The sequence below is a fragment of the Mesorhizobium sp. B2-3-5 genome, assembly GCF_006442395.1.
Classification (GTDB): Bacteria; Pseudomonadota; Alphaproteobacteria; order Rhizobiales; family Rhizobiaceae; genus Mesorhizobium.
In genome coordinates, this window is record NZ_VFVX01000003.1 from 118,748 (window position 1) to 145,412 (window position 26,665).

Sequence of the window (26,665 nt, forward strand, 5' to 3'; positions counted from 1 at the left end):
ATGGCGGTGGAGAAGACCTTGGCGGTTCCGCATGACGAGCCGGTCGCTTCGCCCGCGCATGACTCCGCGCTCAACCTGTGCTATGCGCCGCGCTTGATGTCCGGCACGATGGATGAAATCGGCCGCAAACCGCTTATATCAGTGCAACCATGACCCTTTCGCTTGACCTCACCGCCGACGGTGCCCGTGACGCGTTGCGCGCCCGCGCCATGCCCTCCGAAAAGCCGTCGCTGATCGGCCTGACGCGCGCCGAGCTGGCGGAGACTCTCGTTGCGTCCGGTGCGGTGCCGGAACGCCAGGCAAGAATGCGCGCCCAGCAGCTCTGGCACTGGATGTATGTGCGCGGCGTTTCCGACTTCGCCGGCATGTTCAACATCTCCAAGGATTTGCGCGCCGAACTGGACCGGCACTTCACCATCGCCCGGCCAGAGGTCGTAGAGGAACAGATCTCTTCCGACGGCACGCGAAAGTGGCTGTTCCGCTTCCCGCCGCGCGGCGCCGGCCGGCCGGTCGAGATCGAGACCGTCTACATTCCCGAGGAAGGCCGCGGCACGCTTTGCATCTCCTCGCAGGTCGGCTGTACGCTCACCTGCTCGTTCTGCCATACCGGCACGCAGAAGCTGGTGCGCAACCTGACGGCGGAAGAAATCCTCGCCCAGTTGCTCACCGCGCGCGACCGGCTCGGCGATTTTCCCGACCGCGACACGCCCGATGGCGCCATCGTGCCGGCCGAGGGCCGCAAGGTGTCCAACGTCGTCATGATGGGCATGGGCGAGCCGCTCTATAATTTCGAGGCGGTGAAGAAGGCGCTGCTGATCGCCTCCGACGGCGACGGCCTGTCGCTGTCCAAGCGCCGCATCACGCTGTCGACCTCCGGCGTCGTGCCGGAAATCTTCCGCACCGGCGAGGAAATCGGCGTCATGCTGGCGATCTCGCTGCACGCCACCAATGACGATCTGCGCGACCTCCTGGTGCCGATCAACAAGAAGTATCCGCTCAAGGAACTGATCGCCGCCTGCCGCGCCTACCCCGGCCTGTCGAACGCCAAGCGCATCACCTTCGAATATGTGATGCTGAAGGACGTCAACGATTCGCTCGAGGATGCCAAGGCGTTGGTCAAGCTGCTCAAGGGCATCCCGGCCAAGATCAACCTGATCCCGTTCAACCCGTGGCCGGGCACCAATTACCAGTGCTCGGACTGGGAAACGATCGAGAAGTTCGCCGACTACATCAACAATGCCGGCTATGCCTCGCCGATCCGTACGCCGCGCGGCCGCGACATCCTGGCCGCCTGTGGCCAGCTGAAGTCGGAATCCGAGCGCATGCGCAAGGTCGACCGGCTGGCGCTGGAAGCCATGATGATCGCGGGGCACGGCGAGGCGTGAGCCGTCTCGTCGCCGGGCTCAAGTGCATCGCCATGATAGCGGTCGGTTATGTCGCCGCCGTGCTGACCTCGATTCTGGTGCCCGTGCTGCTGATCGCGCTTCTGGCAGGGATCGAGGATGACAACTGGTCCATGGTCTTCGCGTTCGACTGGCTGGGTTCCTTCCCGCTTGCCGTGTTGACCGTGGCGGTCTGCGCGCTGCTGATCGTTGGGCCCGCGATCTTCCTCGCCGAGCGGCTCTGCCTGCGAGGATGGTTCTACTTCGCGGCCACGGGAGCGATCACGTCCATCGCGTTTGGCGTTTTTATCCCGGGCTCGGCCGGTGGGTTTGTCTTCAATCCGGGCTTTCTCGGATTCCTGGCCACGGCCGGCACCGCCGCCGGTTCGGTCTATTGGCTTGTGGCTGGACGCAAGTCCGGTCACCTCATGCCGCGGAGTCCGCGATGAACCGTCTCGTCGCCTACATCGTCCGCTTTGCCATCATTCTGTTCGGCTACGCCGTCGCCTCGCTGGCGGCGAGCGCCTTCCTCAACATCCTGTTCCTGGCGTCGCACGGCTATACGCCGGACCACACGCACCCGACAGCGACGGCTTCGCTGTATTTCTCAATTCCCTTCGTCGCCTTGTTCGTCGCCTACTTTGCCTTCATGCCGGCGGTGATCGTCATCCTGGTTGCCGAAATCCTCGGCCGGCGCGACTGGCTGTTCTATGCACTGTCGGGCGCGGTGGTCGCGGCCGTCTTCCTCGGCCTTGTCGATCAGGCCGGCGACACCACCTTCGCGGTCACCGGCACCAACCCGATCATGGCGGTGATCGGCGGCGGCATGGTCGGCGGCATCTTCTATTGGCTCAGCGCCGGGCGCTGGGCCGGAAGCTGGTGGCTGGGGGACGAAGCCAGGCCATGATCCCGCCGAAGGATCGCGCCAGCGAAAAGCGGAAACCGGTTTTCGCTTGAGATCCTGGCCAAACGGGAGGCCTCTACTTCGCCTGGGCGGTCAGGATCTTGAGAGCGAAGGCCGAGAAGACGCCAGCGAAAAGATAGTCGACCACCCGTGTGACGCGCGGGCTGGCCTTCATCGCCGCCGAGAACTTTTCCGCCGCCAGCACCATCGGCGCCGTTACCGGAATCGACAGCACGATGAACATGGCGCCGAGGAAAAACAGCTTTCCCGGCGCGTTCGGGTCATGCGCGGAGACGAACTGCGGCAGGAAGGTCATGAAGAACAGGATGATCTTCGGGTTGAGCAGATTGACGCCGAGCCCCGCCGCCCAACTGCGCAGCAGCGAGATTTGCGGCCCTGTCTTCTTCTCCGGCGAAAACGCCGAGCCCTTGGCGATCGCCTGCCAGGCGAGAAAGACGAGATAGCCGGCGCCGAAGATCTTCAGCGCGAAGAACGCCATCGGCGAGGCGACGATCAGCGCCGAGACGCCGACCACCACCAGTGTGGTGTGGATCAGCGTGCCGCACAGCGCGCCCGCCATCGAGGCGAAGCCGGTGGCGCGCCCCTGGCTCAGCGTGCGCGACACGAACAAGGTCATGTCCGGCCCGGGCGTGATCGCCAGGATCACGGTGGCGATGGCGAACTGGATCAGCGTGGTGGTGTCGGGAATGAAGGACATGCAAGGCCCCAGAGCAGTCCCGGGAAAAGTGCGAAACGGCTTTCCGGGCGGAATTGCGTCAGACAAGGAGAGGAGACAGAACGGCTCGCCGTCCGTGAAACGATGGACCGCTCTGGGAATGCGTGTGCCTATACAGGATGCGCGGCCATGGCGCCAGACACAGCAGGGCGAGCTGCGTCGCGCCACGCGCAAACCTGTTCAAGCCTGGCCTTGCCACCCCTCGGCCCATGGATGGTGACCGAGCGGGAGGCCGCCGCCACGGCAAAATCGAGTGCCTCGGCGAAGGCCTGCCCGCGCGACAGGCACCAGGTCAAGGTTCCGCCGAAAGTGTCACCGGCACCGGTCACGTCGACCACCTCGACCGGATAGCCCCGCATGCGAAGAATCGCCTCGCCATTGCTCGCCTCGGCTCCATCGCTTGCCAGGGTACGAACCACCCATGAGATCCTTGCCGCCCGCATCCAGTCGCCAATGAGCGACAGATCGTCATGCCCGAAGGCGGTGCGAAAGCCCACCTGGTTGAAGATGACGGCCTCGGCCCCGGACAGATAGGGCAGATCCTCCGCGCTGCAGCCGCCGACATCCAGGTCGAAAATCATGCGGCGCCCATGCTCGCGCAGATCAGCCAGCAATCTTGCCTGCGCAAGCACCTCGCCGCCGATCCGGCAATGCAGCCGGCGAGCGCGGTAGAGCGTCGTATAGAGAAAGCCCGGTGCACGCAGCGCCGCCAGTGTCGCCGCTGGCAGCCACATCGGTTGCTGGCCCATTTCCACAGTCAGCACGATGTGTTCGCCGTCGACCAGGAAGATCAGGTTGCGCGATTCTGGAATGGCCGGATCGGTCAGCATATGCGCCACGCCGACATTATTGGCGCGCAAATCGGCGATCAGGCGCCGCGACAGCGGGCTGTCGTTCAGCAGCGATATGAACTCGGTTGCCCCGCCGAGGGCCGCATGGACGACGGCGGCGTTGGCGATCGAACCGCCGGCTTCGGCCGGCATCTCGGTGACCATGCCCTTGTCGGCGCGGCCCGGCCAGCGGTCGGCGGTGTAGTATTCGTCAAGCGCCAGATCGCCGATGAAGAAGGCGGTCATGCAAGCGTTCCCTGGTTGCCGTCCGCTCGGACCAGAAGCGCCCCGCCCTCGACCGGAATCCAGGGGCTGGCGCCAAGTCCGCAGACCGCCATCCAGAAATAGGGCGTCGGGCGTGTCAGGCCCCGGCAGGCATCGTGCCAGACACCTCGATCCATCACCACCGCCTGGCCGGGTGAAATCACGAATGCCTCGATCTCGTCGCGGCGGGGCGCCGCCATGGCGGAAGCCGGAGCTACCGCCAGGACGATCGGTTGATCCGCGCAGAAGATGGCCTCTTCCGTGCCGGGGTGCCGTTCCATTTCCGTGCAATGCCAGGGAGCGGCTCCGCCGCGAGTCATGCCGAGATGGCCGCTGCCGCCGATCAGCGGCTTGTCGGTGAAACCGTCCTGCCAGCCGTCGCCAAGCGTCCAGACGACCTTCCGGTCGCTGCCGCCGACGAGGTCATAGACGGTGCCGAAGCGCGCGAACGCCTCGGCGGTCGCGGGGCGTGCCACGATATGATCCCGCGTCATGCCGCGGCCCGCAGGGAACGTACGGCCCGCATGAAGCGCGCGACATGGTCGGCTTCCATCGCGCCGGTATCCCGGTGATCGCGCTTCAGCCAGCTTCCCACAATCGCGCCATCGGCGACCACCAATTGTTCGGCGGCATTGGCCTCCGTCATCCCGGCGCCAATTAGGAGAGGCACCGTTCCGCCGGTCGCGGCACGGAATCTCGCCACCTTGCTCAGCTCCGTCGGCTCGCCGGTTGCGTTCGAGGTCACGACCAGCGCGTCACAACGGGCGGCACCGATCCGGACATCGTCGGCCTCCGGCCGGCCGGAAAGGACAGGCTTGTATTTGAAACGCACCCCGCCGAGCAGCAGCACCGGAACGGCGGCCCTGCGTGCCGCCAGTTCCGCCGCGAAGGGCGCATCGGCTTGCGGCGGCAGATGGCCCGCAACCGAATCGATCTGGATGAAATCCACGGGATAGCGGCCAGCCAGTGCAAAGGCCGACGCATCGTCGCGCAGCACGTTGACGCCGATCCTGGCACCCAGGCCCAGTCCGCAGATGCGGTCAAGCGCGCGCTCGACATCGTCCGCGTCGCCGAAGTAGTTTTCGATCACCAGCCCATCCACGCCCTCACCGGTCAGGATGCGCGCCTCTTCCTCGGCCTGCGCAAGCTTGGCCTGATGCCCTTCGCCGGCAAGATGCAGCATTGCCAAAATCGGCTTGGGGGTCGTGAAGGTTTCGCCGAAGCGGCTCATCTATGTTCTCCTGCACTTTGCTCGGTGGGGAGCTGCGCCATGTTGCGTCCCCAGCGCGTCGCGAATTTCATCTGGACGGCGGGCGAGTAGACGATCGAAGTTCGTTCGACCAACCGGTCGTTGCCATCCAGCACGTCGCCGCTGGCGCAGAGGTAGCCCGGCACGTCCGGAGCCGTTGCGAACACCTCTTTCAGCTGCTCCGATGGCGGCACGACCGTCAGCAGAAGCTCCGAGCGCATCGGATGCCTGCCATAGTCGCGGCGCAGCACGTCGTAGAGCGACTGCGCCGCGAAATCATAGCTTTCGATGCCGGGATAGAGTTCAAGGCTCAACCACGACTTGTCCACGTTCAGCCAGGTGACGGCCTCGCCATTGGCGAGGCCGCGCGCCCGGACCAGATGCAATTCGCCATCCCTGACCTGATGCTCCAGCGTGCGTGTGACCGGACGCTGGCCTTGCCGGCGAGCCAGCTCGGTGAAGCTGCCGAAGTTCCAGATGCTGTGGCTGACCGGGCGGTGAGAAACGATCGTTCCACGGCCACGGATCTGCCGCACCAATCCCTCCGACACCAGCAGCGACATCGCGTTGCGGACGGTGGTTCGCGCTATGCCGAACTGATCGCGCAGCTGGTTTTCCGATGGGATGGCTTCCCCCTCGGCGATATCCCCGCTCAGGATTGCGGCCCGCAACATTCGATACAGCTGACGGTAGAGCTGTTCCCCCGAATATGTGTCGAGCCGCAGCCGCGACAGGTCGACTTCAGGGCGGCCTGTCTCGACGGAAGGATCGGCGGCGGAGGGATCGTGCGGATCAGATCGCGGCATGGTTCCTCTACTTCTTTGCACCGTTTATGGTGAAGTCCTCGACGCCGGCCTCTTTCAGGCCATAGCGGTCCAGAATCCCGGCATAGGTACCATCTGCCTTCATGGTGTTGAGGGCCGCAAGGATAGCCTCGCGCAATTGCGTATTCGGCTTGGCAAGCGCGATGCCATAGTGGTTGATCTCGCCGACGGCGCCGATCTGATAGAACTTGCCAGGTTCCTGCTTCATCAGGTCGAGCAGTCCTTCCAGCCCGATGATCGAGGCCTGTGCGCGCCCCTGGCGGATCTGCATGATGTGTTCGGCCTGCGTTGGTATCTGGATGACGTTCATCTGGCTGTCGGCCGCACAGGTGCTCTTGCTCAGCTCCTCGGCCCAGGTAACCCAGCTGGTGCCGGTTGCGACCGCGATGGTCTTGCCGCAAAGATCGGCCTCGGTCTTGATCTGGTCCTTCAGGTCGACAGCGGTATAAAAGACATTGCCGGTCTTGAAATAATCGATGAAATCCAGCTGCGTCTGGCGTTGGACCTTGTCGGAGAATGCCGTCATGATCAGGTCCGAACGTCCCGTGACGACCTGTGGAATGAGCTGCGGGAATTCGACGTTCTGGAAATCGGCCTTCAGGCCAAGCCGATCGGCGATGGCCTTTGCCAGATCGATGTCGAAGCCCTTGAGGTCGCTTGAGCCGGCATCGCTATATTCCATCGGCGGGTAGGCAAGGCTGATGGTGACATTGAGCTTGCCGGCGCTGCGCACGGCATCTGGCAGCTTGGCCGCCGCGGCTTCATCGGTCGCGGCCCGGGCCGGGCTGCACACAGCCAAGCCTAGAAGGGCAACAGAGGCAAAGTGCTGAACCAGCGAAAACGGTCGTGTCATTTTTAGTTCTCCCATTGTGAGAATTTGCGCGCCCTGTCTCAGGACAGCACGCGGCTGAGGAATGTTCTGACCCGCGGATCACCGGGGTTGCTCAGAACCTGTTCGGGTTTTCCCATTTCCCGAATCTCGCCATCGATCATCACCAGAACGCGGTCGGCGACCTCGCGGGCAAAGCCGATCTCGTGTGTGACGACAATCATGGTGGTGCCGCCTCTGGCGAGGCCGCGCATCACCTCCAGCACTTCGCCCACCAGTTCGGGGTCGAGCGCGCTGGTCGGTTCGTCGAACAGCATCACCCGGGGCTCCATCGCCAGCGCACGGGCGATGGCGACGCGCTGCTTCTGCCCGCCCGAAAGCTGCGAGGGATAGCTCGACGCCCGGTCGGCCATGCCGACCTGATGCAGGAGTTCCATGGCGCATGCCTCCGCCTCGGCACGGCGCAGGCCACGCACGACCATGGGCCCCTCGATGACATTGCCCAGCACGGTGCGGTGGGCAAAGAGATTGAAGTGCTGGAACACCATCCCCAGCTGGCGTTGCTGGGCGCGCAGGCGGCGGACCGGCAGCTCGTGCAGTACGCCGGCGCGCAGTTCGTAGCCCACGATCGAGCCGTCTATCCAGACATAGCCCGCATTCGGGACCTCGAGGTGGTTGATGCAGCGCAGGAACGTGCTTTTGCCGCTGCCGGACGGGCCGAGGATGCAGACCACCTCGCCATAGCTGACGTCCAGGTCGAGCCCCTTGAGCACCTCATGGGTGCCGAACCGCTTGCGGATGCCGACCGCCTTGACCGCGAGACTCATGCTTCACCCGAAGCAATCGCCTGTCGCGACCGCGTTTTGAACCATTGCCGGCGGCTCCCAGCACTGGCGGCGCTTTGGCCGAAATGGCGTTCCAGATAGAACTGACCGATCGACAAAAGCGTGGTTCCGGCCAGGTACCAGATCGAGCAGACGAAAAGCAGTTCGATGACGGCGCCGTTGATGAAGTAGATCCGCTGCGCGGCGTTCAGCATTTCGCCCATGGCAATGGTCGCGGCGAGCGATGAAAACTTGAGCATGCCGACGGCGCTGTTGCCCAGGACCGGCAGGATCAGCCGCAGGGTCTGCGGCAGGACGATCCGCCGCATCGTCTGGCCAGGGGTCATGCCCAGCGTGTTGGCCGCCTCGATCTGGCCGCGGTCCACGGACCCGATGCCGCCGCGCACGACTTCCGTGAGGTAGGACCCTTCATTGACGCCAAGCCCCAGGACGGCGGCAACAAAAGGGGTCACCACGTCAACCATCCGCTCGTCAACCAGGCCCGGAATGTAAAGACGCGGAAAGACCAGCCCGATGTTGAACCAGATCAGGAGCTGCAGGAGCACCGGCGTGCCGCGAAAGATCCAGACATAAAGCCAGGCGGCGAACCTCAGCGTCGGGTTGGCCGCCGTGCGCATGATGCCGAATCCCAATCCAAGCAGGACGCCCAGGGCCAATGCGCAGGCGGAGATCAACAACGTCCAGCCAAACCCGACGATAATGACGCGGGCGGTGAGGAATTGCCCGACCACATCCCACCGGATCTGCCCCATCGCGAAAGCGCGCACCAGCAGCGCCAGGATCAAGAGCCCGATCGCGCCGCTGATCCAGCGGCCAGGGTGGGCCAACTGGCGTCTCGGGGCCTCGGGGCCTGGCAGGTCCGAGACTTGCAACCATTGGGAGGGTTTTGGCGTGTTCATTCTTTAAATGTCTGGTTAGGTCTACAACTTCGTAGTGGCGGCATTGCCGGCTGTCAAGCGGCTATCAAGGCGCGAAGGCGCGACTGATGCGTCGCCAGCATGGCGTCGACTTCGGACGAGCAGTGTTTTGAGATCGCAGACCTGAAGGCGCGTCGCCTGAGTCCGGGGCGCGCCCGCATTGTTCAAGCCAGGTGCGCGTCAAAAAAGGAATCCAGCGGTCCGCAAAAACGGTGAGCCGCTGGACCGCATGCCGGTGCAGGATGCGCCAAGCCGCGCCGGACCGGAGGCTGGCGCTAAGCGGCAGCCGGCCGATCGATCTCGGCAAGCCTGGGGACCGCCGCGCCGGTCAGCACGATCTGGTCGATTGGTTTGGGCCGGCCGAGGAAATAGCCCTGCGCCTCGTTGCAACCCTCGACTTGCAGGATGCTGAGCTGGACATGGGTCTCGACGCCCTCGGCGAGCACTGGAATGTCGAGGCTGCGCCCCAGTGTCAGCACGGCGCGGATGATCGCCTTGGCCTGCGGGCTGCGCTCGACATCGGCCATGAACGAACGGTCGAGCTTGATCTTGTCGAAAGGGAACGAGCGCAGCGTGTCGAGCGAGGAATAGCCCGTGCCGAAATCGTCGATCGCGATCGTCACGCCCAGCGCCTTGATCTGGCGCAGCACGTGCAGCGTGCGAACCTTGTCGGCGACGATCGTCGATTCCGTCAGTTCGAGTTCGAGGCGCTTCGGCGACAGCCCGGTCTCGACCAGGATCTGGTGTGTGAGCTTGGCGAGGTCGGCGTGGGCGAACTGTGCCGGCGACAGGTTGACCGCGATCTTGTGGCCATTGTCCCAGGACGCCGCCTGGCGGCAAGCGGTGCGCAGCACCCATTCGCCGATCGCCAGGATTGAGCCATTCTCCTCGGCGATCGGGATGAACTCGGCCGGCGGGATCATGCCGTGCACGGGGTGGGTCCAGCGCAGCAGCGCCTCGTAGCCACAGGTGGCGCCGGTCGCGACCGAGCTCTGCACCTGATAGTGCAGCGACAGCTCGCCGCGTTCGATCGCCTGGCGAAGGTCGTTGGCCAGCGCGCGGCGCGCCCGCGCGGTCTCGTCCATGGCCGATTCATAGAAGCAGACGGCCCGCGTCACGTCGTTCTTGGCCCGGTACATGGCCAGGTCCGCATTGCTGACCAGCCTCTCCCGGTCGGCGCCGTCACGCGGATAGACGGCAACGCCGATGCTGGCGCCGGTGACGGTCTCGAAATCGTCGAGCCGCACGGGCTCGAACAACGATTTTTCCAACCGCGAGACCAGGCCGATAAGATCCTTCTGGTCCTTGAAGCGCTTGATGGCGGCAAATTCGTCGCCGCCGAGCCGGGCGACGAACTCGCCGTCGCCGACAAGTTTCGCCAGCCTGCGGGCGATGATCTTGAGCGCCTGGTCGCCGGCCGCGTGTCCCCTGAGGTCGTTGATTTCTTTGAAACGGTCGAGATCGATGACGATGACGGCTGTCATCGCATCCTGATCCTCGCGCGCACGTTTGATCTCATGGTCGAGGCGGTCGTTGAAGGAGACGCGGTTGGCAAGACCGGTAAGCGCGTCGTTGAGGGCGAGATGCTGGAGCCGCTCGAAGCTCTCGAGCCGGCCGCGCTCGTCGATCAGATAGCTGGCGAAGCCGGTGGCGGCGACGATCAGGCCGACAACGGCGACCGCGACGGCCATCGCTTCCAGGATATCGGGATTGGTGCCCGTGGTGATGAAGGAGAGCGGCGTCACCACCACCGCGGCCATTGCCGTGAAATGCAGGCCGACGATCGCCAGCACCAGCAGCCCGATGCCGAGATAGTGCGACCAGCGGTACGGCCGGCGCACCGCCTGGCCGATCGCGGCGGCGGAAAACACCATCGAGATCAGCAGCGACGCGACGACATAGCGGGCGTCCCACTCGACGATGCCGGCCACGTGATAGGCCATCATGCCGGTATAATGCATGGCTGAGATCGCCAATCCGACAAGGCATCCGCCCCATTCCGGCGCCAGGCCGCGGCCTTTGTCCAGAGCAAGGCCGAAGCCCGTCCCGGTTCCGACCATGGCGATGACCAGGGATATCATGGTGAGCGCCGGATCGAAGGTGATCGGCGCACCGGGCTGGTAGGCCAGCATGGCGATGAAATGCGTACACCAGACCGAGGAGCCGGCCGCGACCGCGGCCAGGAACAGCCAGCCCCGCATCTGCACACCAACGGTTTTCCTGGCGCGGTCCAGCAGACCGATCGTCACCCAGCATCCGGTGACGCACATCAGCGCCGCCAGCAGAACGAGCCACAGATTATGCTCCGTGATGATACAGGATATAACGCGCATCAAGGATGGCCCAAGTCCGAGGATACCCGCGACGAAGCGAGCGAGGCTGCCCCGGCACGGTCCTGTGGGCCGGCGCAGCTCCGTCGGGTCTTTTAGCGACGGGGCATGAAAACTTGATTAAATGCGACAGCTAAATGCAGCCTTTGATTGCGGCAAGTTGTTTCCCTGGCCGGTGTTCAGCACCCAGCTACACGCTGGATCAGCAGTCTGGCGCCGCGCCTGCTTGCTCGCTTTGCCGTTCCTGCTAAAAGGCGCTCCGACCATCCGTGATGCCCGGTCAGGGCGTCCGCCATCGACGGAGCAGAAATGTCCAAGGCCAAAGACGTCAAGAAAGTCGTGCTCGCCTATTCCGGCGGCCTCGACACCTCCATCATCCTGAAATGGCTGCAGACCGAACTTGGCGCCGAAGTCGTCACCTTCACCGCCGATCTCGGTCAGGGCGGCGAATTGGAGCCGGCGCGCCGCAAGGCCGAAATGATGGGCATCAAGGATATCCGCGTCGTCGACGTGCGCGAGGAATTCGTGTCCGACTTCGTCTTCCCGATGTTCCGCGCCAACGCCGTCTATGAAGGCACCTATCTGCTCGGAACCTCCATCGCCCGGCCGCTGATTTCCAAGCATCTGGTCGAGATCGCCAGGGAAACCGGCGCCGACGCAATCGCGCACGGCGCCACCGGCAAGGGCAACGACCAGGTCCGTTTCGAGCTTTCGGCTTACGCGCTCAACCCCGACATCAAGGTCATCGCACCCTGGCGCGACTGGTCGTTCAAGTCGCGCACCGATTTGATCAACTTCGCTGAACAGCACCAGATTCCCGTGCCGAAAGACAAGAAGGGCGACGCGCCGTTCTCGGTCGACGCCAATCTTCTGCATTCCTCTTCCGAGGGCAAGGTGCTGGAAGACCCGTGGAGCGAACCGCCGGAATTCGTCCACCAGCGCACCGTTTCGCCGATGGATGCGCCGGACGTCGTCACCGAGATCGAGATCGAGTTCCTGAAGGGCGATCCGATCGCGCTCAACGGCAAGAAGCTGTCACCGGCAACCATGCTGGCGGCGCTCAATGACCTCGGTCGCGACAACGGCATCGGCCGCCTCGACCTCGTCGAGAACCGCTTCGTCGGCATGAAGTCGCGCGGCGTCTACGAGACGCCCGGCGGCACCATACTGATCGCGGCCCACCGCGCCATCGAATCGATCACACTCGACCGCGGTGCCGCGCATCTCAAGGACGAGTTCATGCCGCGCTACGCGGAACTCATCTACAACGGCTTCTGGTTCTCGCCCGAACGCGTCATGCTGCAGGCGATGATCGACAAGAGCCAGGAAGATGTCGAAGGCACGGTGCGGCTGAAGCTCTACAAGGGCAACGTCATGGTCACCGGCCGCAAGTCGAAAAAGACGCTCTATTCGGATGCGCTGGTCACCTTCGAGGACGACCGCGGCGCCTACGACCAGAAGGACGCCGCCGGCTTCATCCGCCTCAACGCGCTGAGGCTGCGCACGCTCGCCGCGCGCAATCGCAACGGCTGATATCCGGGCTCGACGAGAATAGAAAGCCGACGCTGGCGTCGGCTTTCCTTACGACCAAACAAAAGCCCGGCACATGGCCGGGCTCCTGCTGCTGGACGAAGATCGGGTCAGTCGGCGTCGATCGCGGTCGCGATGCGGGCGATGGCCTGCTGGTAGACGCTCGCGGAATTCCAGCCGGCAATGGCGCCCATATTTGCCTGCGCGCTCGCGCCAGCCTGCCAGCCATGCCCCTTGAGGAAGTTGGCGGTGGAGGCCAACGCAGTGGCCTTGTCGCGCAGGTTTCCGCTCCCCACGCCATATTTCAGGACATTCCCGGGCAGGAACTGTGTGTGGCCGATCTCGCCATGCATGGCGCCGACCGACGAGGCGGTCAACGTTCCGCGATCAACCAGCTTCAAGGCCGCAATGGCATGCGGGTGAAAATAGTCCGGACGGCGGCAATCATAGGTCAGCGTCAAAATGGCCGAGATCGTGTTCTGGTTGCCCATGGAGGCACCGAAGCCGGTCTCCATGCCCCAGATGGCGAGCAGCACACCCGGCGATACGCCATAGTTCTGCTCGATCTGGTCGAACAACGCCGCGTTCGACTTCTTCAGCGCACGGCCCTTGGAAATGATCGCCGCCCCGCCACGGCGCTTCATGAAATCATCCACCGAACCGCTGAAAGCCTTATGGATGGCGCGGTCGGCGGCGATCGTCCTTGTCGCGTAGGTCGCGCCAGCAAGAGCCGCCAGACCCCTCGAACCTACACCTTCGGCCTTGGCCTCCGCGGCAAAATCCTGTTTCCAGGCATCGAAGCCGGCGCCGCTCTTGCCACAGCTTGGCGCCGCCTGCGCGGTCGTCGCAAGCCCAAGCACAGCCACCACCGCGGCCGCTAAAATCCTACTTTTGGCAAGAAATGCCATGCTGTTCTCCTGGTTGCCTGATTCACGTCCCAGTTGCGAATTTGCCAGCGAAACGCACATTTGTCACCGTCCGCGGCGCCGTGCTGGCGAATGCCGGGGAATTTGCCTACGATCAAGTATTTATTGTGGCGAACGCGGCCGAGACCTGGCTGATCCACCTGCCGTGTTGCTGATTGGCGTCACCGTAGGGAACGACGCATGAAGGCCCGCGTTTTCGAAGCGACACCTCCCCGCACGCCGAGACCGAGATGAAACTCTTCGACTGCCCGCAATGCGGCCACCGCCTGTACTTCGAGAACGCCCGGTGTCTGAACTGCTCCAGCCGCGTGCTCTACGACCCCGAACAGGCGCGCTTTGTCCTGTCCGGCGTCGACGGCATCATCCAATGCACCAATGCCGATGAATGCGCCTGCAACTGGATGGCCGAGCCGGGGCGGGTTTTCTGCCGTGCCTGCGCGCTGAACCAGTTGATCCCCGATCTCTCCGTCGACGGCAACCGCCGCCGCTGGATCCGGGTCGAGGCGGCGAAGAAGCGTGCCGTCTATTCGCTGCTCGCCTTCGGCCTGCCGGTCGCGCCCAAGCATGCGCCCGCCGAGGAGGTGGGCCTGGCTTTCGACTTCCTTGCCGATCCGATCGGCTGCGGCCCCGGCGGCGAACGCATCCTGACCGGCCACGACAATGGCCTGATCACGCTCAACGTCGCCGAGGCGGATTCGGCCGAGCGCGAGAAGCGCCGTGTCGAGATGGGCGAGAACTACCGCACGCTGCTCGGCCATTTCCGGCACGAACTCGGCCATTACTACTGGGACCGCCTGATCCGCGACGATCCGCGAAGGCTGGAAGCCTTCCGCGCCCTGTTCGGCGACGAGCGCGCCGACTACGAACAGGCGCTGAAGACTTACTACGCCAATGGTGCCGCGCCCGACTGGCAGCAAGATCACATCTCGGCCTATGCGACCTCGCATCCGTGGGAGGACTGGGCCGAGACATGGGCCCACCATCTGCACATCACCGACACGCTGGAGATGGTCCATGCGCTGAACTTCCCGCTTGGGCGGCTGGAGACGGTGGAGGCCAACGACTTGCCGCGGGGCGACACCGGCGGCCGGCTGCAGGCAGCCCCTTCCGAGCCTGCGAACAGACCCGAGCCTTTCGACAAGATCCTCGCCCGCTGGCTGGTGCTGTCGGAAGCCTCCAATTCGATCAACCGCTGCATGGGTCTGCCGGATCTCTACCCCTTCGTCATTTCGGACGTCACGGCTCGAAAACTGGCCTTCGTTCACGACCTTCTGACCGGTTTGCCGAAAGACGCGGGAACAAATCGTGAGTTGGCAACGGCGCTTTAGCCGGAACGCATGCGCCGCTGCGCCGTTTTCACCGCCGAGGGACCATGAAAACGGAGAGAACCCATGAAATCCCTGTTGTTTCCCGCGGTCGCCGGCATGTTGGCCGTGATGTCGGGTGCCGCGCTTGCCGACACAGCCGTCTCGGCCGTCACCGATCTCAATGTGCGCGCCGGCCCCGGCCCGCAATATCCAGTCATCGGCGTGCTCGCCGCTGGCCAGTCGGCAACGCTCAATGGCTGCATCGAGAACAGCAAATGGTGCACCATTGCCGAAGCGGGCGGCCAGGGCTGGGTCTATTCCGACTATGTGACGGCCGATTTCGGCGGCAGCCGGGTGGTGCTGACGCAGCGGCCGCACGGTTCCAGCGTCGCGATCGTCTCGCCGCCGGAAGACATCGGCAACTACTCGAATGATTATACCGGCGCGATCATCTCCAGCGATCCGGTCGTGGGCGACTTTCCCGCGCCTCCGGCTGAAATCCGGACTTACGTCGATACCCACCGCGTCGACCCGGTCTATCTCGACGGCGAGGTGGTGACTGGCGCGACTTTGCCCGACACCGTCGAGCTGCGCACGATCCCGGACTATAAATATCGCTATGTCTATGTGAACGGTCAGCAGGCGCTGATCGACCCGCAGACACGGCGCATCATGTACGTGATGCGTTGACATAGGCTTTCTCAAGCGGCCGCGACAACACCGCCGCTCGAGCATGCAGGGCCAGTCGATGTTTCTGGCGCGCGCCTGGATGGGAAGTGCAGGCGCGCGCCGCTCCTTTGCGAAATCGATTCCGGTCTTCAGGCCCATCGGCTAGATCAGCAGGTGATGGATTCGGCAAAGGAACCGTCGTGATATCTGACCCTGCCGCCTTCGAACGTTACCGGCATTCGCCAAACCACAAAACCACCTTGTGGCGACTGTTTTTCGGGACAGGGATCGTCGTCCTGTTCTGGGTGATATCAACCGCGATCGTGTTGGTTGGCGGGACCTATGCCTTGTTCACCTGGCAGGCTTCGAAGGGCGGGGCCGCGCCTGCCGGCGGGATGCAGGGTTTCCTCGCCTCGCCCATCGGCATCCTCGGCGCGCTTGGCTCCTTCGCCGGAATCTGGATCGGCCTGTGGATCGCGATGCGCTGGGTCCATGGCGAACCCTTGTCGGCACTTCTTGGCAACAGCCGGCGTGTTTGCCGGCCGGATTTCCTCAAAGGGCTGGTCGCGGTGCTGATCACCTCGCTTATATCCGAAATCCTGCTCTACCTCCTGGATCCCGGGATCGCGCGCGGCACGATTAGCCTGTCGTCCTGGTTGCTGTTCCTGATCCCGATCGTCGCGCTCACCTTGCTGCAGACATCGTCGGAAGAGGTGCTGTTTCGCGGCTACCTGCTGCGCGGTCTGGCCTACCGCTTCAGAAGCCCGTTCATCTGGGCGCTGCTGCCCGGCCTGCTGTTCACCGCGCTGCACTGGAGCACGAATTCATCCGCCGCCATCAACGCCTGCGTACTGGCCTCGATCGCCGCTTTCGCGCTGCTGCTGACGCTCGTGGTCTATGCCACCGGCAATCTGGGTGCCGCGCTTGGCGCCCATCTCGGCAACAATCTGACCGGCTTCCTGCTGATCTCGCATCAGGAAAGCTACAATTCCTTCGCCCTGTTCACCGCCACGCCGCTCGAAGGGCCGGGCTGGACAACGACGGACGCGGTTCTCATCGCCATGATCGGCATCGTCTGCAGCCTGCTGACGATTGTGCTGCTGCTTCATCCCCGCTCTCTGCTCAGGGTTGCTGCTGACACAGCCGAGCCAGCCAGCTGACACGGGCAGATGAAAATCATCTCGCAGGGCCGCCATACGCCTTGCTGCCCGGCCCTTGTCTTGACTCTTGCGCCGATTTCCTGTCTACACGCCTCGAATTCCGCGACGAGTATCCCTCCGAGCAAGCCGACCAGGACGCCGAAACCTCTTAGGAGGCCAAGTGCTGTAAACAGATCCTGGAGGCCAACACCCGGCAGCGCTGTGCGCCCCCGGGTGCTTTTTGGTTTTGGGCTTTTGCTTTTGCTTGGACTGGGTTTTGCTTGGAGACGGGGCGCGGACGCATTACCTCTCGGGCACCATCCGGGTGTCAGGGAAAAGGACAAAGAATGTTTGAATCGCTGCAGGAGCGCCTTGGCTCCATCCTGAACGGCCTGACCGGCCGCGGCGCGCTGTCGGAGGCCGATGTCTCGGCGGCACTTCGCGAGGTGCGCCGTGCGCTGCTCGAGGCCGACGTCGCGCTGGAAGTGGTGCGTTCCTTCACCGACAAGGTGCGCGAGAAGGCCGTCGGCGCCGCGGTGCTGAAGTCGATCAAGCCCGGCCAGATGGTCGTCAAGATCGTCCATGACGAACTGGTCGACATGCTCGGCGCCGAAGGCGTCGCCATCGATCTCAATGCGCCGGCGCCCGTCGTCGTCATGATGGTCGGCCTGCAGGGCTCCGGCAAGACGACCACTTCGGCCAAGATCGCCAAGCGGCTGACCGAGCGTCAGAACAAGAAGGTCCTGATGGCCTCGCTCGACACGCGGCGTCCCGCCGCGCAGGAGCAGCTGCGCCAGCTCGGCGAGCAGACCAAGGTGGCGACGCTGCCGATCATTGCCGGGCAGAGCCCGGTCGACATCGCCAGGCGCGCCGTGCAGGCGGCCAAGCTCGGCGGCCATGACGTCGTCATTCTCGACACCGCCGGCCGCACCCATATCGACGAGCCGCTGATGGTCGAGATGGCCGACATCAAGAAGGTGTCGAACCCGCACGAGATCCTGCTGGTCGCGGACTCGCTGACCGGCCAGGACGCCGTCAACCTGGCGAAGAGCTTCGACGAGCGCGTCGGCATCACCGGCCTCGTGCTGACCCGCATGGACGGCGACGGCCGTGGCGGTGCGGCCCTTTCGATGCGCGCCGTCACCGGCAAGCCGATCAAGCTGATCGGCACCGGCGAGAAGATGGACGGGCTGGAGGAATTCCACCCCAAGCGCATCGCCGACCGCATCCTGGGCATGGGCGATATCGTCAGCCTCGTCGAGAAGGCCGCCGAGAACATCGATGCCGAACAAGCGGCGGCGATGGCCAGGAAGATGCAGTCGGGCAAGTTCGACCTGAACGACCTGGCCCAGCAGCTTCAGCAGATGTCGAAGATGGGCGGCATGGGCGGCATCATGGGCATGATGCCCGGCATGGGCAAGATGAAGGACCAGATGGCCGCCGCCGGCCTCGACGACAAGATGTTCGGCCGCCAGCTCGCCATCATCTCCTCGATGACCAAGGCCGAGCGCGCCAACCCCGACATTCTCAAGCACTCGCGCAAGAAGCGCATCGCCGCCGGCTCCGGCACCGACGCGGCAGAGATCAACAAGCTCCTGAAGATGCATCGCGGCATGGCCGACATGATGAAGGCGATGGGCGGCAAGGGCAAAGGCGGCGGCCTGATGCGCGGCATGATGGGCGGTCTCGCCTCCAAGATGGGACTTGGTGGTTTGGGGGGCGGCATGATGCCCGGTGGAATGGGCGGCATGCCCGACCTGTCGAAGATGGATCCCAAGCAGCTCGAAGCGTTGCAGAAGCAGGCGCAGGCCGCCGGTCTCGGCGGCATGAAGGGCTTGCCCGGCGGCCTCCCCGGCGGTGGCCTGCCCGGCCTGCCTGGTGGCATGAAGCTGCCGGGCCTGGGTGGCGGCGGGCTGCCCGGCCTTGGCAAGAAGAAGTGAGGGGCGCGCTGTGAACGAGGAAAAAGACATGGCGGACGCCCGCATTGTCCTGGCCGGCTACCGCGCTTCGATCGACAATATCGATGCCGCGCTCATCCATATGCTGGCCGAGCGCTTCCGCTGCACCAAGGCGGTCGGCGTCCTGAAGGCGGAGCATGGCCTGCCGCCGGCCGATCCGGCACGCGAGCAGCAGCAGATAGCCCGTCTTCGCCAGCTGGCCAAGGACTCGCATCTCGATCCGGACTTCGCCGAGAAATTCCTCAACTTCGTCGTCCGCGAAGTGATCCGGCACCACGAACAGATCGCCGCTGCCAACGGCGTGACGAAAACGGGTTGAGATCAACCCAACACATCAACGAAATCAGAGCTTTAGGAGAAAAGAAATGGCACTGAAGATCAGACTGGCCCGTGCGGGCTCGAAGAAGCGTCCTTACTACCACGTCGTCGTCGCCGACGCCCGTTCGCCGCGCGACGGCCGTTTCATCGAGTCGCTCGGCTCGTGGAACCCGCTGCTGCCGAAGGACGGCGAACGCGTCAAGGTCGACGCCGACCGCGTCAAGCACTGGCTGTCGCACGGCGCCCAGCCGACCGACCGCGTGCTGCGCTTCCTCGACGAAGCCGGTCTTGCCAAGCGCGACGCCCGCTCCAACCCGAAGAAGGCCGAGCCGGGCAAGAAGGCCCAGGAACGCGCGGCACTTCTGAAGAAGGCGCAGGACGACGCCGCTGCCGCTGTTGCGGCCGCAGCCGCCGCGCCGGCGGAAGAGGCCGCCACGGCGGAGTAATCGCTTCGCATCCCTAGCGGATACGAGAACGGCGGGCCTATGCCCGCCGTTCTGCTGTCCGCGGTCCCAAGAGCGCTCAATAGCCGCTCGGGCAGCGGTCGATGTAGACCCGCCCATGGCGATCGCGGTACCGGCACTGGCCGCTTTCGCTGGCATGGCCGATCAGGGCGCCCGCCACGGCGCCGACAGCACCGCCCACGACAGCGCCCTGGACCGGATCCCCGGCAACGGCCGCGCCAACCGCGGCACCGCCAAGGCCGCCCACGGCCGCGCCTTTTTCCGTCTGCGAACATGCACCGAGCGCCGTCGCCAACACCAGAACAGTCAAGATCTTCTTCATTTTCGCTCCTCTCACACGCGGGTCGCCGTCTCGCCGCCAAGCCCTTAACTCTCAGACGGCTAATTTGATCCGAAAAGATCGAAGATCGAGCACCGCGTGCTCGGACAAGCAGCGGCGTCCCACGCCGCTCATGCCTCGGTGTTGCGTTTCAAATTGGCGAGACCTGCCTCGAAATCCCTGCCGATCAGCGTGTCGAAATTCATGAACAGGCCCATCAGCTTGGCGATGAAGGGCCGGCTGCCGCGCATCGCCCAACTGACGGCGGTGTTCTCGCCTGAGGGCACAAAGGTGAAGTCGACCGTGTTGTTGGCGCGGAACGGCTTCTCGAAATCGAGCTTGAGCGAAACCAGCGAGGACGGAACGGAAGTGACGATCTCCATGCGGCCCTTGCCGGCCTTGCCATTGCCTTCCCAGGCATAGACGGCACCCTTGCCGCTTGCCGCGCCGGAGAGCGTCCGCTTCATATCCGGGTCGATCTTTTCATAGGGCGACCATGTCGGCCAGCGGCTGAAATCGTTGATCAGCGGGAAGATCGCTTCCGGCGGGGCCTTGATGGTGGCCGTGCGGGTGGTGACGAAATCATTCGGCCGTGTCGCGGCGTAGATGAGAACGGCGGCAGTGATGATGACCAGGATGATGAGGATGGTGCTGAACATTTTTCTCTCCTCCGGAATTATCGGCTGAACGGGATCAGCGTGCGTACCCGGGGGTCGCGCAGATAGAGGCCGCCCCACAGGATGATGCCGAGATAGACGCCGAACAGCGTGTGCGAGAACAAAGGGTTGTCGACACGTACGTTGGTGGCGATGGCGCCGCCCATATAGGCGGTGAGCAGGATGGCGCCGAGCACCGAGGTGCGCGGCCATGCGTAGAGCGCCGTCGAGACCAGGCCGATGGCGCCAAGCATGCGCGCGAGATTCGGATCGGCCGGCCAGCCGAGCGGCACCATCGACTGGGTCACCACGTCGAGCGGCGGCAGCTTGATGGCGCCGTCGAAGATCATGAACAGGACGATGAGGCCGCTGAACACGCGACCGGTCCACAAGGCGCCGGACGAGACGGGCGCGGCTTCGGAAATGTTCATTGGTTCTTTCCTCCGGTTGGTTTGAGTCCTTTTGCGGGGTCGAACCAAGGACGCGGCACTGGGCGGCAATCCTACAGGGTCCTGGAGTCTTTTTGATCCGTTCGGTCGCGGGCGGCAAGCTGGACCGGATATTAGGAGAAGTAGAACTTCTCGGCGGGGATCATCTTCGGCGGCGTCTCGCCAAGCGCCTCGAACACCGAGATTTCGCAGACGCGGCACAGGCCGTCGAGGGCAAGGTCGTTGGCTTCGGTGCCGAACGGATCCTCGAGTTCTTCCGAAAGCGCGTCGAGACCGAAGAAGGTGTAGGCGATCAGCGCCGTGAACAGCGGCGTTGCCCAGCCGGCGGTCGAGATCAGGCCGATGGGTAGGAGCAGGCAGACGATGTAGGCCGTGCGGTGCACCAGCAGCGTATAGGCGAAGGGCAATGGCGTGCCGGCGATCCGCTCGCAGCCGGCCTGGATGGCCGATATCGACGCCAGCCTTTCATCCAGGATGCGGAAGCCGATCGCGTCGAGGTCACCGCCCCGGCGCTGGGTATTGGCGCGCCGGCCCATGCGCCTGACCATCTCGTCCGCCGGATTGGCGAAGCTTGCGGCCCGCTCCGCCTCGGCATCGATGAAGGCGCTGGCGTCTTTCACGCTGTCGATCTTGCGCAACTGTCCGCGCAGGAAGTGACAGAAGGCCAGCGCCTCCATCAGCAGGGCGCGCTGCTCGACCTGGTCGGGAATGAGGCTGGTGGTGGCGCGGGCCAGATTGCGGATTTCGAAGACCAGCGCGCCCCACAGCTTGCGCGCCTCCCACCAGCGGTCATAGGCGGCATTGTTGCGGAACGAAAGGTAGATCGACAAGGTCACGCCCACCAACCCGAAAGGCGCGATGCTGAAGGCGCCGAGGTCGAGGTGAAACTGGCGCGCCACGACCAGAATGACCGCCGAATAAAGCGCGAAGCCAAGGATCTGCGGCAGGATGCGCGGCACCACGGAGCCGCGCATGACGAAGAACAGCTGCAGAAAGGTGGGGCGCGGGCGAACGATCATCGAAGGGCCTTTCACGGACCGGCGTCGGCCCTCAACTCCTGTATTGTGCGATCGGACAGATGCGCAAGCCCGGCCGCCAGCGACATCGCGATGTCGCGCGGTGTGCGGACTATCGGCATGCGGCAGTTGCGGATATTGAGGAAATGCGCGGCGGTGAGGCATCCCTGTTCAGGCGAGAAAAATGACCGGCGAGACCGATCTGAAAAAGCTGCTGGCATCGATGACGCCGGAATTGCTCGATGGCACCTATGTCTTCGCGACGCTGGCGCCCGGCGTTCTCCAGCCGGAAGGCCTCGATCCGGTCATGATGTTTCGCGAGCGCGAGGGCACGACGCTGATTGTAACTGGGGATGCGGCGAGCGCCGCAGGGCTGGCCGCTTCATTCCGCTGCCGGATGATCACGCTGAGCATCCATTCCTCGCTGGAAGCAGTCGGCTTCCTCGCCGCCATCACCGCGCGGCTCGCCGACGCCGCCATGGGCGTCAATCCGGTCTCGGGCTTTTATCACGACCACCTGTTCGTCCCCACGGACCGAGCGCAGGAGGCGCTGACGTTGCTGCGACAACTGGCCAAGGACAACGCAGGCTGAAATCAGCGCCTGCGAACATAAAGGATATCGGGCAGGCCTTCCTCGTTGGTCGAGCCGTCGCCGAATGCTTCGGCACGGAACCCATGGCGGTCGTAGAAACGCCGGGCACCGATGTTGGCTTGGAAGCAATGGAGTTTCCCGACCGGCAAAGTAGCGGTCGCGTCGACCAGCAACCGGCTGCCTATGCCTTGCCCCGTCCAGGCCGGTCCAAGGTAGAGTTGTTCCACCCATTCGCCGCCGACGGCGATGAAGCCGACAATCTCGCTGCCGGCTTCGGCGACCGTCACCTGCTGCCGTGGCAGCACGATGTCGCGGATGAAGAAAAGGTCTTCCTCCGGCGTGTGCAGCACCGGCATCCAGTCGAAAGCGTTGAGCGAGGCGCGCATCATGGTCGCGATGGCGGCGGCATCCGAACCGATGGCCGGGCGCAGAGTGATTTTGGTGCGATCGTTCATAGGTCGGCGCTGCCCCTCATCCGCCCTTCGGGCACCTTCTCCCCGTATAGTGACGGGGAGAAGGACCAACGGCCGAAGGCCGAGCCCGCGACGGCGGGCCGCCGGTCGTCCGGCGCGCCCGTGCAGGGCCCGCTGCGGCAGCGGCGGAACGGCCCGTGAGCGCTAGGTGGACAGCCGTCAGGCCGCCTTCTGCTTCGGCTGGATCAGGCCGCGCTCGATCAGCAATTCTGCGATCTGCACGGCGTTCAGCGCCGCGCCCTTGCGCAGATTGTCGGAGACAACCCACATCGACAGCCCGTTGTCGACGGTCGAATCCTCGCGGATGCGCGAGATGAAGGTGGCGTCCTCGCCGGCCGATTCGAGCGGCGTGATGTAGCCGCCGTCCTCGCGCTTGTCCAAAACCTGGCAGCCGGGGGCATCGCGCAGGATGTCGCGTGCCTCGTCGGCGGTGATCGGCTTTTCGAACTCGATATTGACCGCTTCCGAATGGCCGATGAACACCGGCACGCGCACGCAGGTCGCCGTCAGCTTGATCTTGGGGTCGAGCATCTTCTTGGTCTCGGCGACCATCTTCCACTCTTCCTTGGTGAAGCCGTCGTCGAGGAAGACGTCGATATGCGGGATGACGTTGAAGGCGATGCGCTTGGTGAACTTCTTGACGTCGACCTGATCGGCGACGAACACCGCACGGGTCTGGGTAAAGAGCTCGTCCATGCCTTCCTTGCCCGCGCCTGACACCGACTGGTAGGTGGCGACGACGACGCGCTTGATGGTCGCGACATCATGCAGCGGCTTCAGCGCCACGACCAATTGCGCCGTCGAGCAGTTCGGGTTGGCGATGATGTTCTTGCGTGTGAACAGCGAGATCGCGTCGGGATTCACTTCCGGCACGATGAGCGGCACATCCTGGTCGTAGCGGAAGGCCGAGGAATTATCGATGACCACGCAGCCCTGCTTGCCGATCTTCGGCGACCATTCCTTGGAGACGTTGCCGCCGGCCGACATGATGCAGATGTCGGTGTCGGAAAAATCATACTGATCGAGCGGCCTGACCTTCAGCGTGCGGTCGCCGAACGACACTTCCGTGCCCATGCTGCGCCGCGAGGCCAGCGCCACCACTTCGCTCACCGGAAAGCCGCGCTCTTCCAGTATGTTGAGCATTTCCCGGCCCACATTGCCCGTGGCGCCGACGACTGCAACCTTGAAACTCATCGAAATCTCCTGTCCCTCTCCGCTTGGTTGTTGGAGAAACCCGCCGGCCGATGCGGGTTCCGTCCCCCGGGCCGAACCCGGGAGAGGGTGGTTAGGCCAAGGGAATCACACCGTTTTGGTGGTGGTTTTGGTGGTTTTCTTGGCCAAGAATAGGGTTTTGCCGGAACGAGGCGACGCGCCGACGCGCCCGGCCCAATGGTTTACATTGTGGCAGGGGGCATCGAATGCAAGAGGAGCCATCGAGAGGCCGCGCATCGAAAAACGATCCCGTTCGAAGCGGGCTTTTACGCGGTTTGCGGCAGGAGTCAATTGGTCGCGCGGCGCTGCTCTTCCCTTCCCCCTTGTGGGGGAAGGTGGCCGAGCAAAGCTCGGTCGGATGAGGGGTGCTCCAGCTTGGCACCGACGGCGATCCTTCCAGCACCCCTCATCCGCCTCGGCGCTACGCGCCGATCCACCTTCTCCCACAGGGGGAGAAGGGAAAGCGCCACCTCTTGCCCTGTACAAGAGCGGCGCCAGGAAGTACGAACGGCCAAGATTGTTTTGGCTGGCGCTGCGCCAGCCCCGGTATGTGCTCCATGATGAGCGCGGAACCCTGAATTCCGAAAGAACGAGATGTCCAACTTCGAAGGTATCGTTCCTGCGCTAGCACAAGCGCTGGAAAAACGCGGCTATGCCGAGCTGACGCCGGTGCAAAAGGCGGTGCTGGAGCTCGGCCAGGCTGACGCACTGGTGTCGGCGCAGACCGGCTCGGGCAAGACCGTGGCCTTCGGCCTCGCCATGGCGCCGACGCTTCTCGATGGCGCCGAACGCTTTTCCGGTGCCGCCGCGCCGCTGGCATTGGCAGTGGCGCCGACGCGCGAACTGGCGCTGCAGGTGACGCGCGAACTGGAATGGCTCTACGAGCTGACCGGAGCCACCGTGGCGTCCTGCGTCGGCGGCATGGACATGCGCACCGAGCGGCGCGCGCTGGAGCGTGGCGCCCACATCGTCGTCGGCACGCCTGGACGCCTGCGCGACCACATCACCCGCAATTCGCTCGACATGTCGGCACTGAAGGCCGTTGTGCTCGACGAGGCCGACGAGATGCTCGACCTCGGCTTTCGCGAGGATCTCGAATTCATCCTCGACGCCGCGCCCACCGATCGCCGCACCCTGATGTTCTCGGCCACCGTGCCGCGCTCCATCGCGACGCTCGCCCAGGGCTACCAGCGCGATGCCGTGCGCATCTCGGCCGCTGGCGAGGAGAAGCAGCACCTCGACATCGAATACCGGGCGCTCAACGTCGCCCAGGCCGACCGCGAGAACGCCATTATCAACGTGCTGCGCTATTACGAAGCCAAGAACGCGCTGGTGTTCTGCAACACGCGCGCCGCGGTCAACCATCTCACCGCGCGCTTCAACAATCGCAATTTCTCCGTCGTCGCGCTTTCGGGCGAGCTCAGCCAGAACGAACGCAGCCATGCCTTGCAGGCGATGCGCGACGGCCGCGCCAAAGTCTGCATCGCCACCGACGTGGCGGCACGCGGCATCGACCTGCCCAACCTCGAACTGGTGATCCATGCCGACCTGCCGACCAACCCCGAAACACTGCTGCACCGCAGCGGCCGCACCGGGCGCGCCGGGCGCAAGGGCGTCAGCGCGCTGATCGTGCCCAACAGCGCCCGCAGGCGCACCGAACGGCTGCTGCAGAGTGCCAAGCTGACAGCGACATGGGCAAGCCCGCCCTCGGCCGACGACGTCATGCGGCGCGACGACGAGCGCATCCTGGCCGATCCGGCCTTCGACGAACCGGTGAAGGAGGACGAACGCGCTTTCATCGACGCGCTTCTCTCCAAGCACGGCGCCGAGCAGGTGGCGGCCGCTTTCGTGCGCCAGTGCCGTTCCAGCCGCTCGGCGCCCGAGGATCTCATGGATGTCGCGCCCTTCACGCCTTCAGGCGAAAAATTCGCCCGCCGCGAGGAGGCGCCCAGCCGCCGCGATGATTTCGGCGCCAGCGTCTGGTTTTCGCTGTCGGTCGGGCGCCGGCAGAATGCCGAGCCGCGCTGGCTGATCCCGATGCTGTGCCGCGCCGGCAGCATCTCCAAGCGCGAGATTGGCGCCATCAAGATGCAGCCGGAGGAAACCTTCGTGCAGATCGCCGCCGACTGGGCCGACCGCTTTCTCGCCGCGATCGGTCCGGACCGCAAATTGCAGGGCAACATCGCGGTCAAGCGGCTCGAGGGCACGCCGGACCTGTCGCGGGCCGGCTATCAGCCGCCAAGCCCGGACAAGAAACCGCATCGCGGCAAGGCGCCGTTCGACCCGAGCGCACCGAAGCGCAAATTCGAGAAGCGTGCACCGGCTTCAGCCGATCAGCGCCCGGCAACCGCGCATGAGGCAAAGCCGTGGGCGAAAAAGCCCGGCAAGCCGAAATTCGAAAATGCCGGTGCTCCAAAGCACAAGACGAAGAAACGCCCTTCATAGGACAGGCTGGCACGATCTGCGCGCCTAGAGCAATCCAGGAGAAGTGCGTAGCGGTTTTCCGTCTGGAATTGTTCAAAAACAG

General features: G+C 64.3%; 29 protein-coding genes. 13 read left to right on the forward strand and 16 right to left on the reverse strand.

Features of this window, described 5'->3' with window-relative positions; all coding sequences use genetic code 11:
• The 4 genes from FJ958_RS31505 to FJ958_RS05225 are packed head-to-tail and all read left to right on the forward strand — an operon-like array spanning position 1 to position 2,289.
• On the forward strand, positions 1-153 hold the full coding sequence (locus tag FJ958_RS31505) for a hypothetical protein (RefSeq protein ID WP_181176286.1): 153 nt from the start codon (positions 1-3) through the stop codon (positions 151-153).
• Positions 150-1,385 carry a 23S rRNA (adenine(2503)-C(2))-methyltransferase RlmN gene (gene rlmN / locus FJ958_RS05215; RefSeq protein ID WP_140740292.1) on the forward strand — a complete coding sequence of 412 codons (1,236 nt, stop codon included), beginning with the start codon at positions 150-152 and terminating at the stop codon, positions 1,383-1,385. Before FJ958_RS31505 ends, rlmN begins: the two co-directional genes overlap by 4 nt.
• Complete coding sequence (locus FJ958_RS05220; RefSeq protein WP_140740295.1) at positions 1,382-1,831, forward strand: hypothetical protein; 450 nt, start codon at positions 1,382-1,384, stop codon at positions 1,829-1,831. Before rlmN ends, FJ958_RS05220 begins: the two co-directional genes overlap by 4 nt.
• Positions 1,828-2,289: a hypothetical protein gene (locus FJ958_RS05225; RefSeq protein ID WP_140740298.1), complete on the forward strand. Its 462-nt coding sequence runs from the start codon at positions 1,828-1,830 to the stop codon at positions 2,287-2,289. The genes FJ958_RS05220 and FJ958_RS05225 overlap by 4 nt, the downstream gene beginning before the upstream one ends.
• Positions 2,290-2,362: 73 nt before the next feature.
• Here FJ958_RS05225 and FJ958_RS05230 read toward each other — a convergent pair whose 3' ends face one another.
• The 9 genes from FJ958_RS05230 to FJ958_RS05270 form a co-directional block, all read right to left on the reverse strand.
• On the reverse strand, positions 2,363-3,004 hold the full coding sequence (locus FJ958_RS05230) for a LysE family translocator (protein ID WP_140740301.1): 642 nt from the start codon (positions 3,002-3,004) through the stop codon (positions 2,363-2,365).
• Between the two features lie 128 nt (positions 3,005-3,132).
• A complete protein-coding gene (locus tag FJ958_RS05235; protein WP_140740304.1) occupies positions 3,133-4,098 on the reverse strand; it encodes a carbohydrate kinase family protein in 966 nt (321 codons plus the stop codon).
• Positions 4,095-4,592, reverse strand: coding sequence for an ureidoglycolate lyase (locus tag FJ958_RS05240; RefSeq protein ID WP_181176287.1), 498 nt, complete (start codon positions 4,590-4,592; stop codon positions 4,095-4,097). The genes FJ958_RS05235 and FJ958_RS05240 overlap by 4 nt, the downstream gene beginning before the upstream one ends.
• A gap of 14 nt (positions 4,593-4,606) precedes the next feature.
• On the reverse strand, positions 4,607-5,347 hold the full coding sequence (locus FJ958_RS05245; RefSeq protein WP_140740310.1) for a BtpA/SgcQ family protein: 741 nt from the start codon (positions 5,345-5,347) through the stop codon (positions 4,607-4,609).
• A complete protein-coding gene (locus tag FJ958_RS05250; protein ID WP_140740313.1) occupies positions 5,344-6,171 on the reverse strand; it encodes a GntR family transcriptional regulator in 828 nt (275 codons plus the stop codon). Before FJ958_RS05250 ends, FJ958_RS05245 begins: the two co-directional genes overlap by 4 nt.
• 7 nt (positions 6,172-6,178) lie before the next feature.
• On the reverse strand, positions 6,179-7,042 hold the full coding sequence (locus tag FJ958_RS05255) for an ABC transporter substrate-binding protein (RefSeq protein WP_181176288.1): 864 nt from the start codon (positions 7,040-7,042) through the stop codon (positions 6,179-6,181).
• 38 nt (positions 7,043-7,080) lie between these two features.
• Positions 7,081-7,845, reverse strand: a complete 765-nt coding sequence (locus FJ958_RS05260) for an amino acid ABC transporter ATP-binding protein (RefSeq protein ID WP_140740319.1) — start codon at positions 7,843-7,845, stop codon at positions 7,081-7,083.
• Positions 7,842-8,648, reverse strand: coding sequence for an amino acid ABC transporter permease (locus tag FJ958_RS05265; RefSeq protein WP_246679493.1), 807 nt, complete (start codon positions 8,646-8,648; stop codon positions 7,842-7,844). Before FJ958_RS05265 ends, FJ958_RS05260 begins: the two co-directional genes overlap by 4 nt.
• Before the next feature lie 407 nt (positions 8,649-9,055).
• Positions 9,056-11,113, reverse strand: a complete 2,058-nt coding sequence (locus FJ958_RS05270) for a bifunctional diguanylate cyclase/phosphodiesterase (RefSeq protein ID WP_140740325.1) — start codon at positions 11,111-11,113, stop codon at positions 9,056-9,058.
• A gap of 306 nt (positions 11,114-11,419) precedes the next feature.
• Between FJ958_RS05270 and FJ958_RS05275 the strand changes: the two genes are divergently transcribed.
• The gene (locus tag FJ958_RS05275) at positions 11,420-12,643 is read left to right on the forward strand and encodes an argininosuccinate synthase (RefSeq protein ID WP_140740327.1); all 1,224 of its coding nucleotides are present in this window, start codon (positions 11,420-11,422) and stop codon (positions 12,641-12,643) included.
• Positions 12,644-12,750: 107 nt separating this feature from the next.
• Here FJ958_RS05275 and FJ958_RS05280 read toward each other — a convergent pair whose 3' ends face one another.
• Positions 12,751-13,548, reverse strand: coding sequence for a lytic transglycosylase domain-containing protein (locus FJ958_RS05280; RefSeq protein WP_140740330.1), 798 nt, complete (start codon positions 13,546-13,548; stop codon positions 12,751-12,753).
• Between the two features lie 248 nt (positions 13,549-13,796).
• Here FJ958_RS05280 and FJ958_RS05285 point away from each other — a divergent pair, with 248 nt between their 5' ends.
• The 6 genes from FJ958_RS05285 (at position 13,797) to rpsP (ending at position 19,403) form a co-directional block, all read left to right on the forward strand.
• Complete coding sequence (locus FJ958_RS05285; RefSeq protein WP_140740333.1) at positions 13,797-14,894, forward strand: putative zinc-binding metallopeptidase; 1,098 nt, start codon at positions 13,797-13,799, stop codon at positions 14,892-14,894.
• Between the two features lie 63 nt (positions 14,895-14,957).
• Complete coding sequence (locus FJ958_RS05290) at positions 14,958-15,563, forward strand: DUF1236 domain-containing protein (RefSeq protein WP_140740336.1); 606 nt, start codon at positions 14,958-14,960, stop codon at positions 15,561-15,563.
• A gap of 179 nt (positions 15,564-15,742) precedes the next feature.
• A complete protein-coding gene (locus FJ958_RS05295; RefSeq protein WP_140740339.1) occupies positions 15,743-16,702 on the forward strand; it encodes a type II CAAX endopeptidase family protein in 960 nt (319 codons plus the stop codon).
• A gap of 326 nt (positions 16,703-17,028) precedes the next feature.
• Positions 17,029-18,621: a signal recognition particle protein gene (gene ffh, locus FJ958_RS05300; protein WP_140740342.1), complete on the forward strand. Its 1,593-nt coding sequence runs from the start codon at positions 17,029-17,031 to the stop codon at positions 18,619-18,621.
• 10 nt (positions 18,622-18,631) lie between these two features.
• On the forward strand, positions 18,632-18,958 hold the full coding sequence (locus tag FJ958_RS05305; protein ID WP_140740345.1) for a chorismate mutase: 327 nt from the start codon (positions 18,632-18,634) through the stop codon (positions 18,956-18,958).
• A 46-nt stretch (positions 18,959-19,004) separates the two neighbouring features.
• Entirely contained in the window at positions 19,005-19,403 is a 399-nt protein-coding gene (rpsP, locus tag FJ958_RS05310) for a 30S ribosomal protein S16 (protein WP_140695945.1), read from the forward strand.
• Positions 19,404-19,479: 76 nt separating this feature from the next.
• On the opposite strand, the gene FJ958_RS05315 is transcribed toward rpsP, so the two are convergent.
• The 4 genes from FJ958_RS05315 to FJ958_RS05330 form a co-directional block, all read right to left on the reverse strand.
• Positions 19,480-19,743 carry a YMGG-like glycine zipper-containing protein gene (locus FJ958_RS05315; RefSeq protein WP_140740348.1) on the reverse strand — a complete coding sequence of 88 codons (264 nt, stop codon included), beginning with the start codon at positions 19,741-19,743 and terminating at the stop codon, positions 19,480-19,482.
• A gap of 128 nt (positions 19,744-19,871) precedes the next feature.
• On the reverse strand, positions 19,872-20,399 hold the full coding sequence (locus FJ958_RS05320; RefSeq protein ID WP_140740350.1) for an SRPBCC family protein: 528 nt from the start codon (positions 20,397-20,399) through the stop codon (positions 19,872-19,874).
• A gap of 17 nt (positions 20,400-20,416) precedes the next feature.
• Positions 20,417-20,827, reverse strand: a complete 411-nt coding sequence (locus FJ958_RS05325; RefSeq protein ID WP_140740353.1) for a DoxX family protein — start codon at positions 20,825-20,827, stop codon at positions 20,417-20,419.
• 131 nt (positions 20,828-20,958) lie between these two features.
• Complete coding sequence (locus FJ958_RS05330; RefSeq protein ID WP_140740356.1) at positions 20,959-21,864, reverse strand: bestrophin family protein; 906 nt, start codon at positions 21,862-21,864, stop codon at positions 20,959-20,961.
• Between the two features lie 181 nt (positions 21,865-22,045).
• Here FJ958_RS05330 and FJ958_RS05335 point away from each other — a divergent pair, with 181 nt between their 5' ends.
• Positions 22,046-22,453 carry an ACT domain-containing protein gene (locus tag FJ958_RS05335; protein WP_140740359.1) on the forward strand — a complete coding sequence of 136 codons (408 nt, stop codon included), beginning with the start codon at positions 22,046-22,048 and terminating at the stop codon, positions 22,451-22,453.
• Positions 22,454-22,455: 2 nt separating this feature from the next.
• Here FJ958_RS05335 and FJ958_RS05340 read toward each other — a convergent pair whose 3' ends face one another.
• Positions 22,456-22,908: a GNAT family N-acetyltransferase gene (locus tag FJ958_RS05340; RefSeq protein WP_140740362.1), complete on the reverse strand. Its 453-nt coding sequence runs from the start codon at positions 22,906-22,908 to the stop codon at positions 22,456-22,458.
• A gap of 177 nt (positions 22,909-23,085) precedes the next feature.
• Positions 23,086-24,120, reverse strand: a complete 1,035-nt coding sequence (locus tag FJ958_RS05345; RefSeq protein ID WP_140740365.1) for an aspartate-semialdehyde dehydrogenase — start codon at positions 24,118-24,120, stop codon at positions 23,086-23,088.
• Between the two features lie 612 nt (positions 24,121-24,732).
• Between FJ958_RS05345 and FJ958_RS05355 the strand changes: the two genes are divergently transcribed.
• Entirely contained in the window at positions 24,733-26,583 is a 1,851-nt protein-coding gene (locus tag FJ958_RS05355; protein WP_140740370.1) for a DEAD/DEAH box helicase, read from the forward strand.
• Positions 26,584-26,665 lie beyond the last annotated feature (82 nt).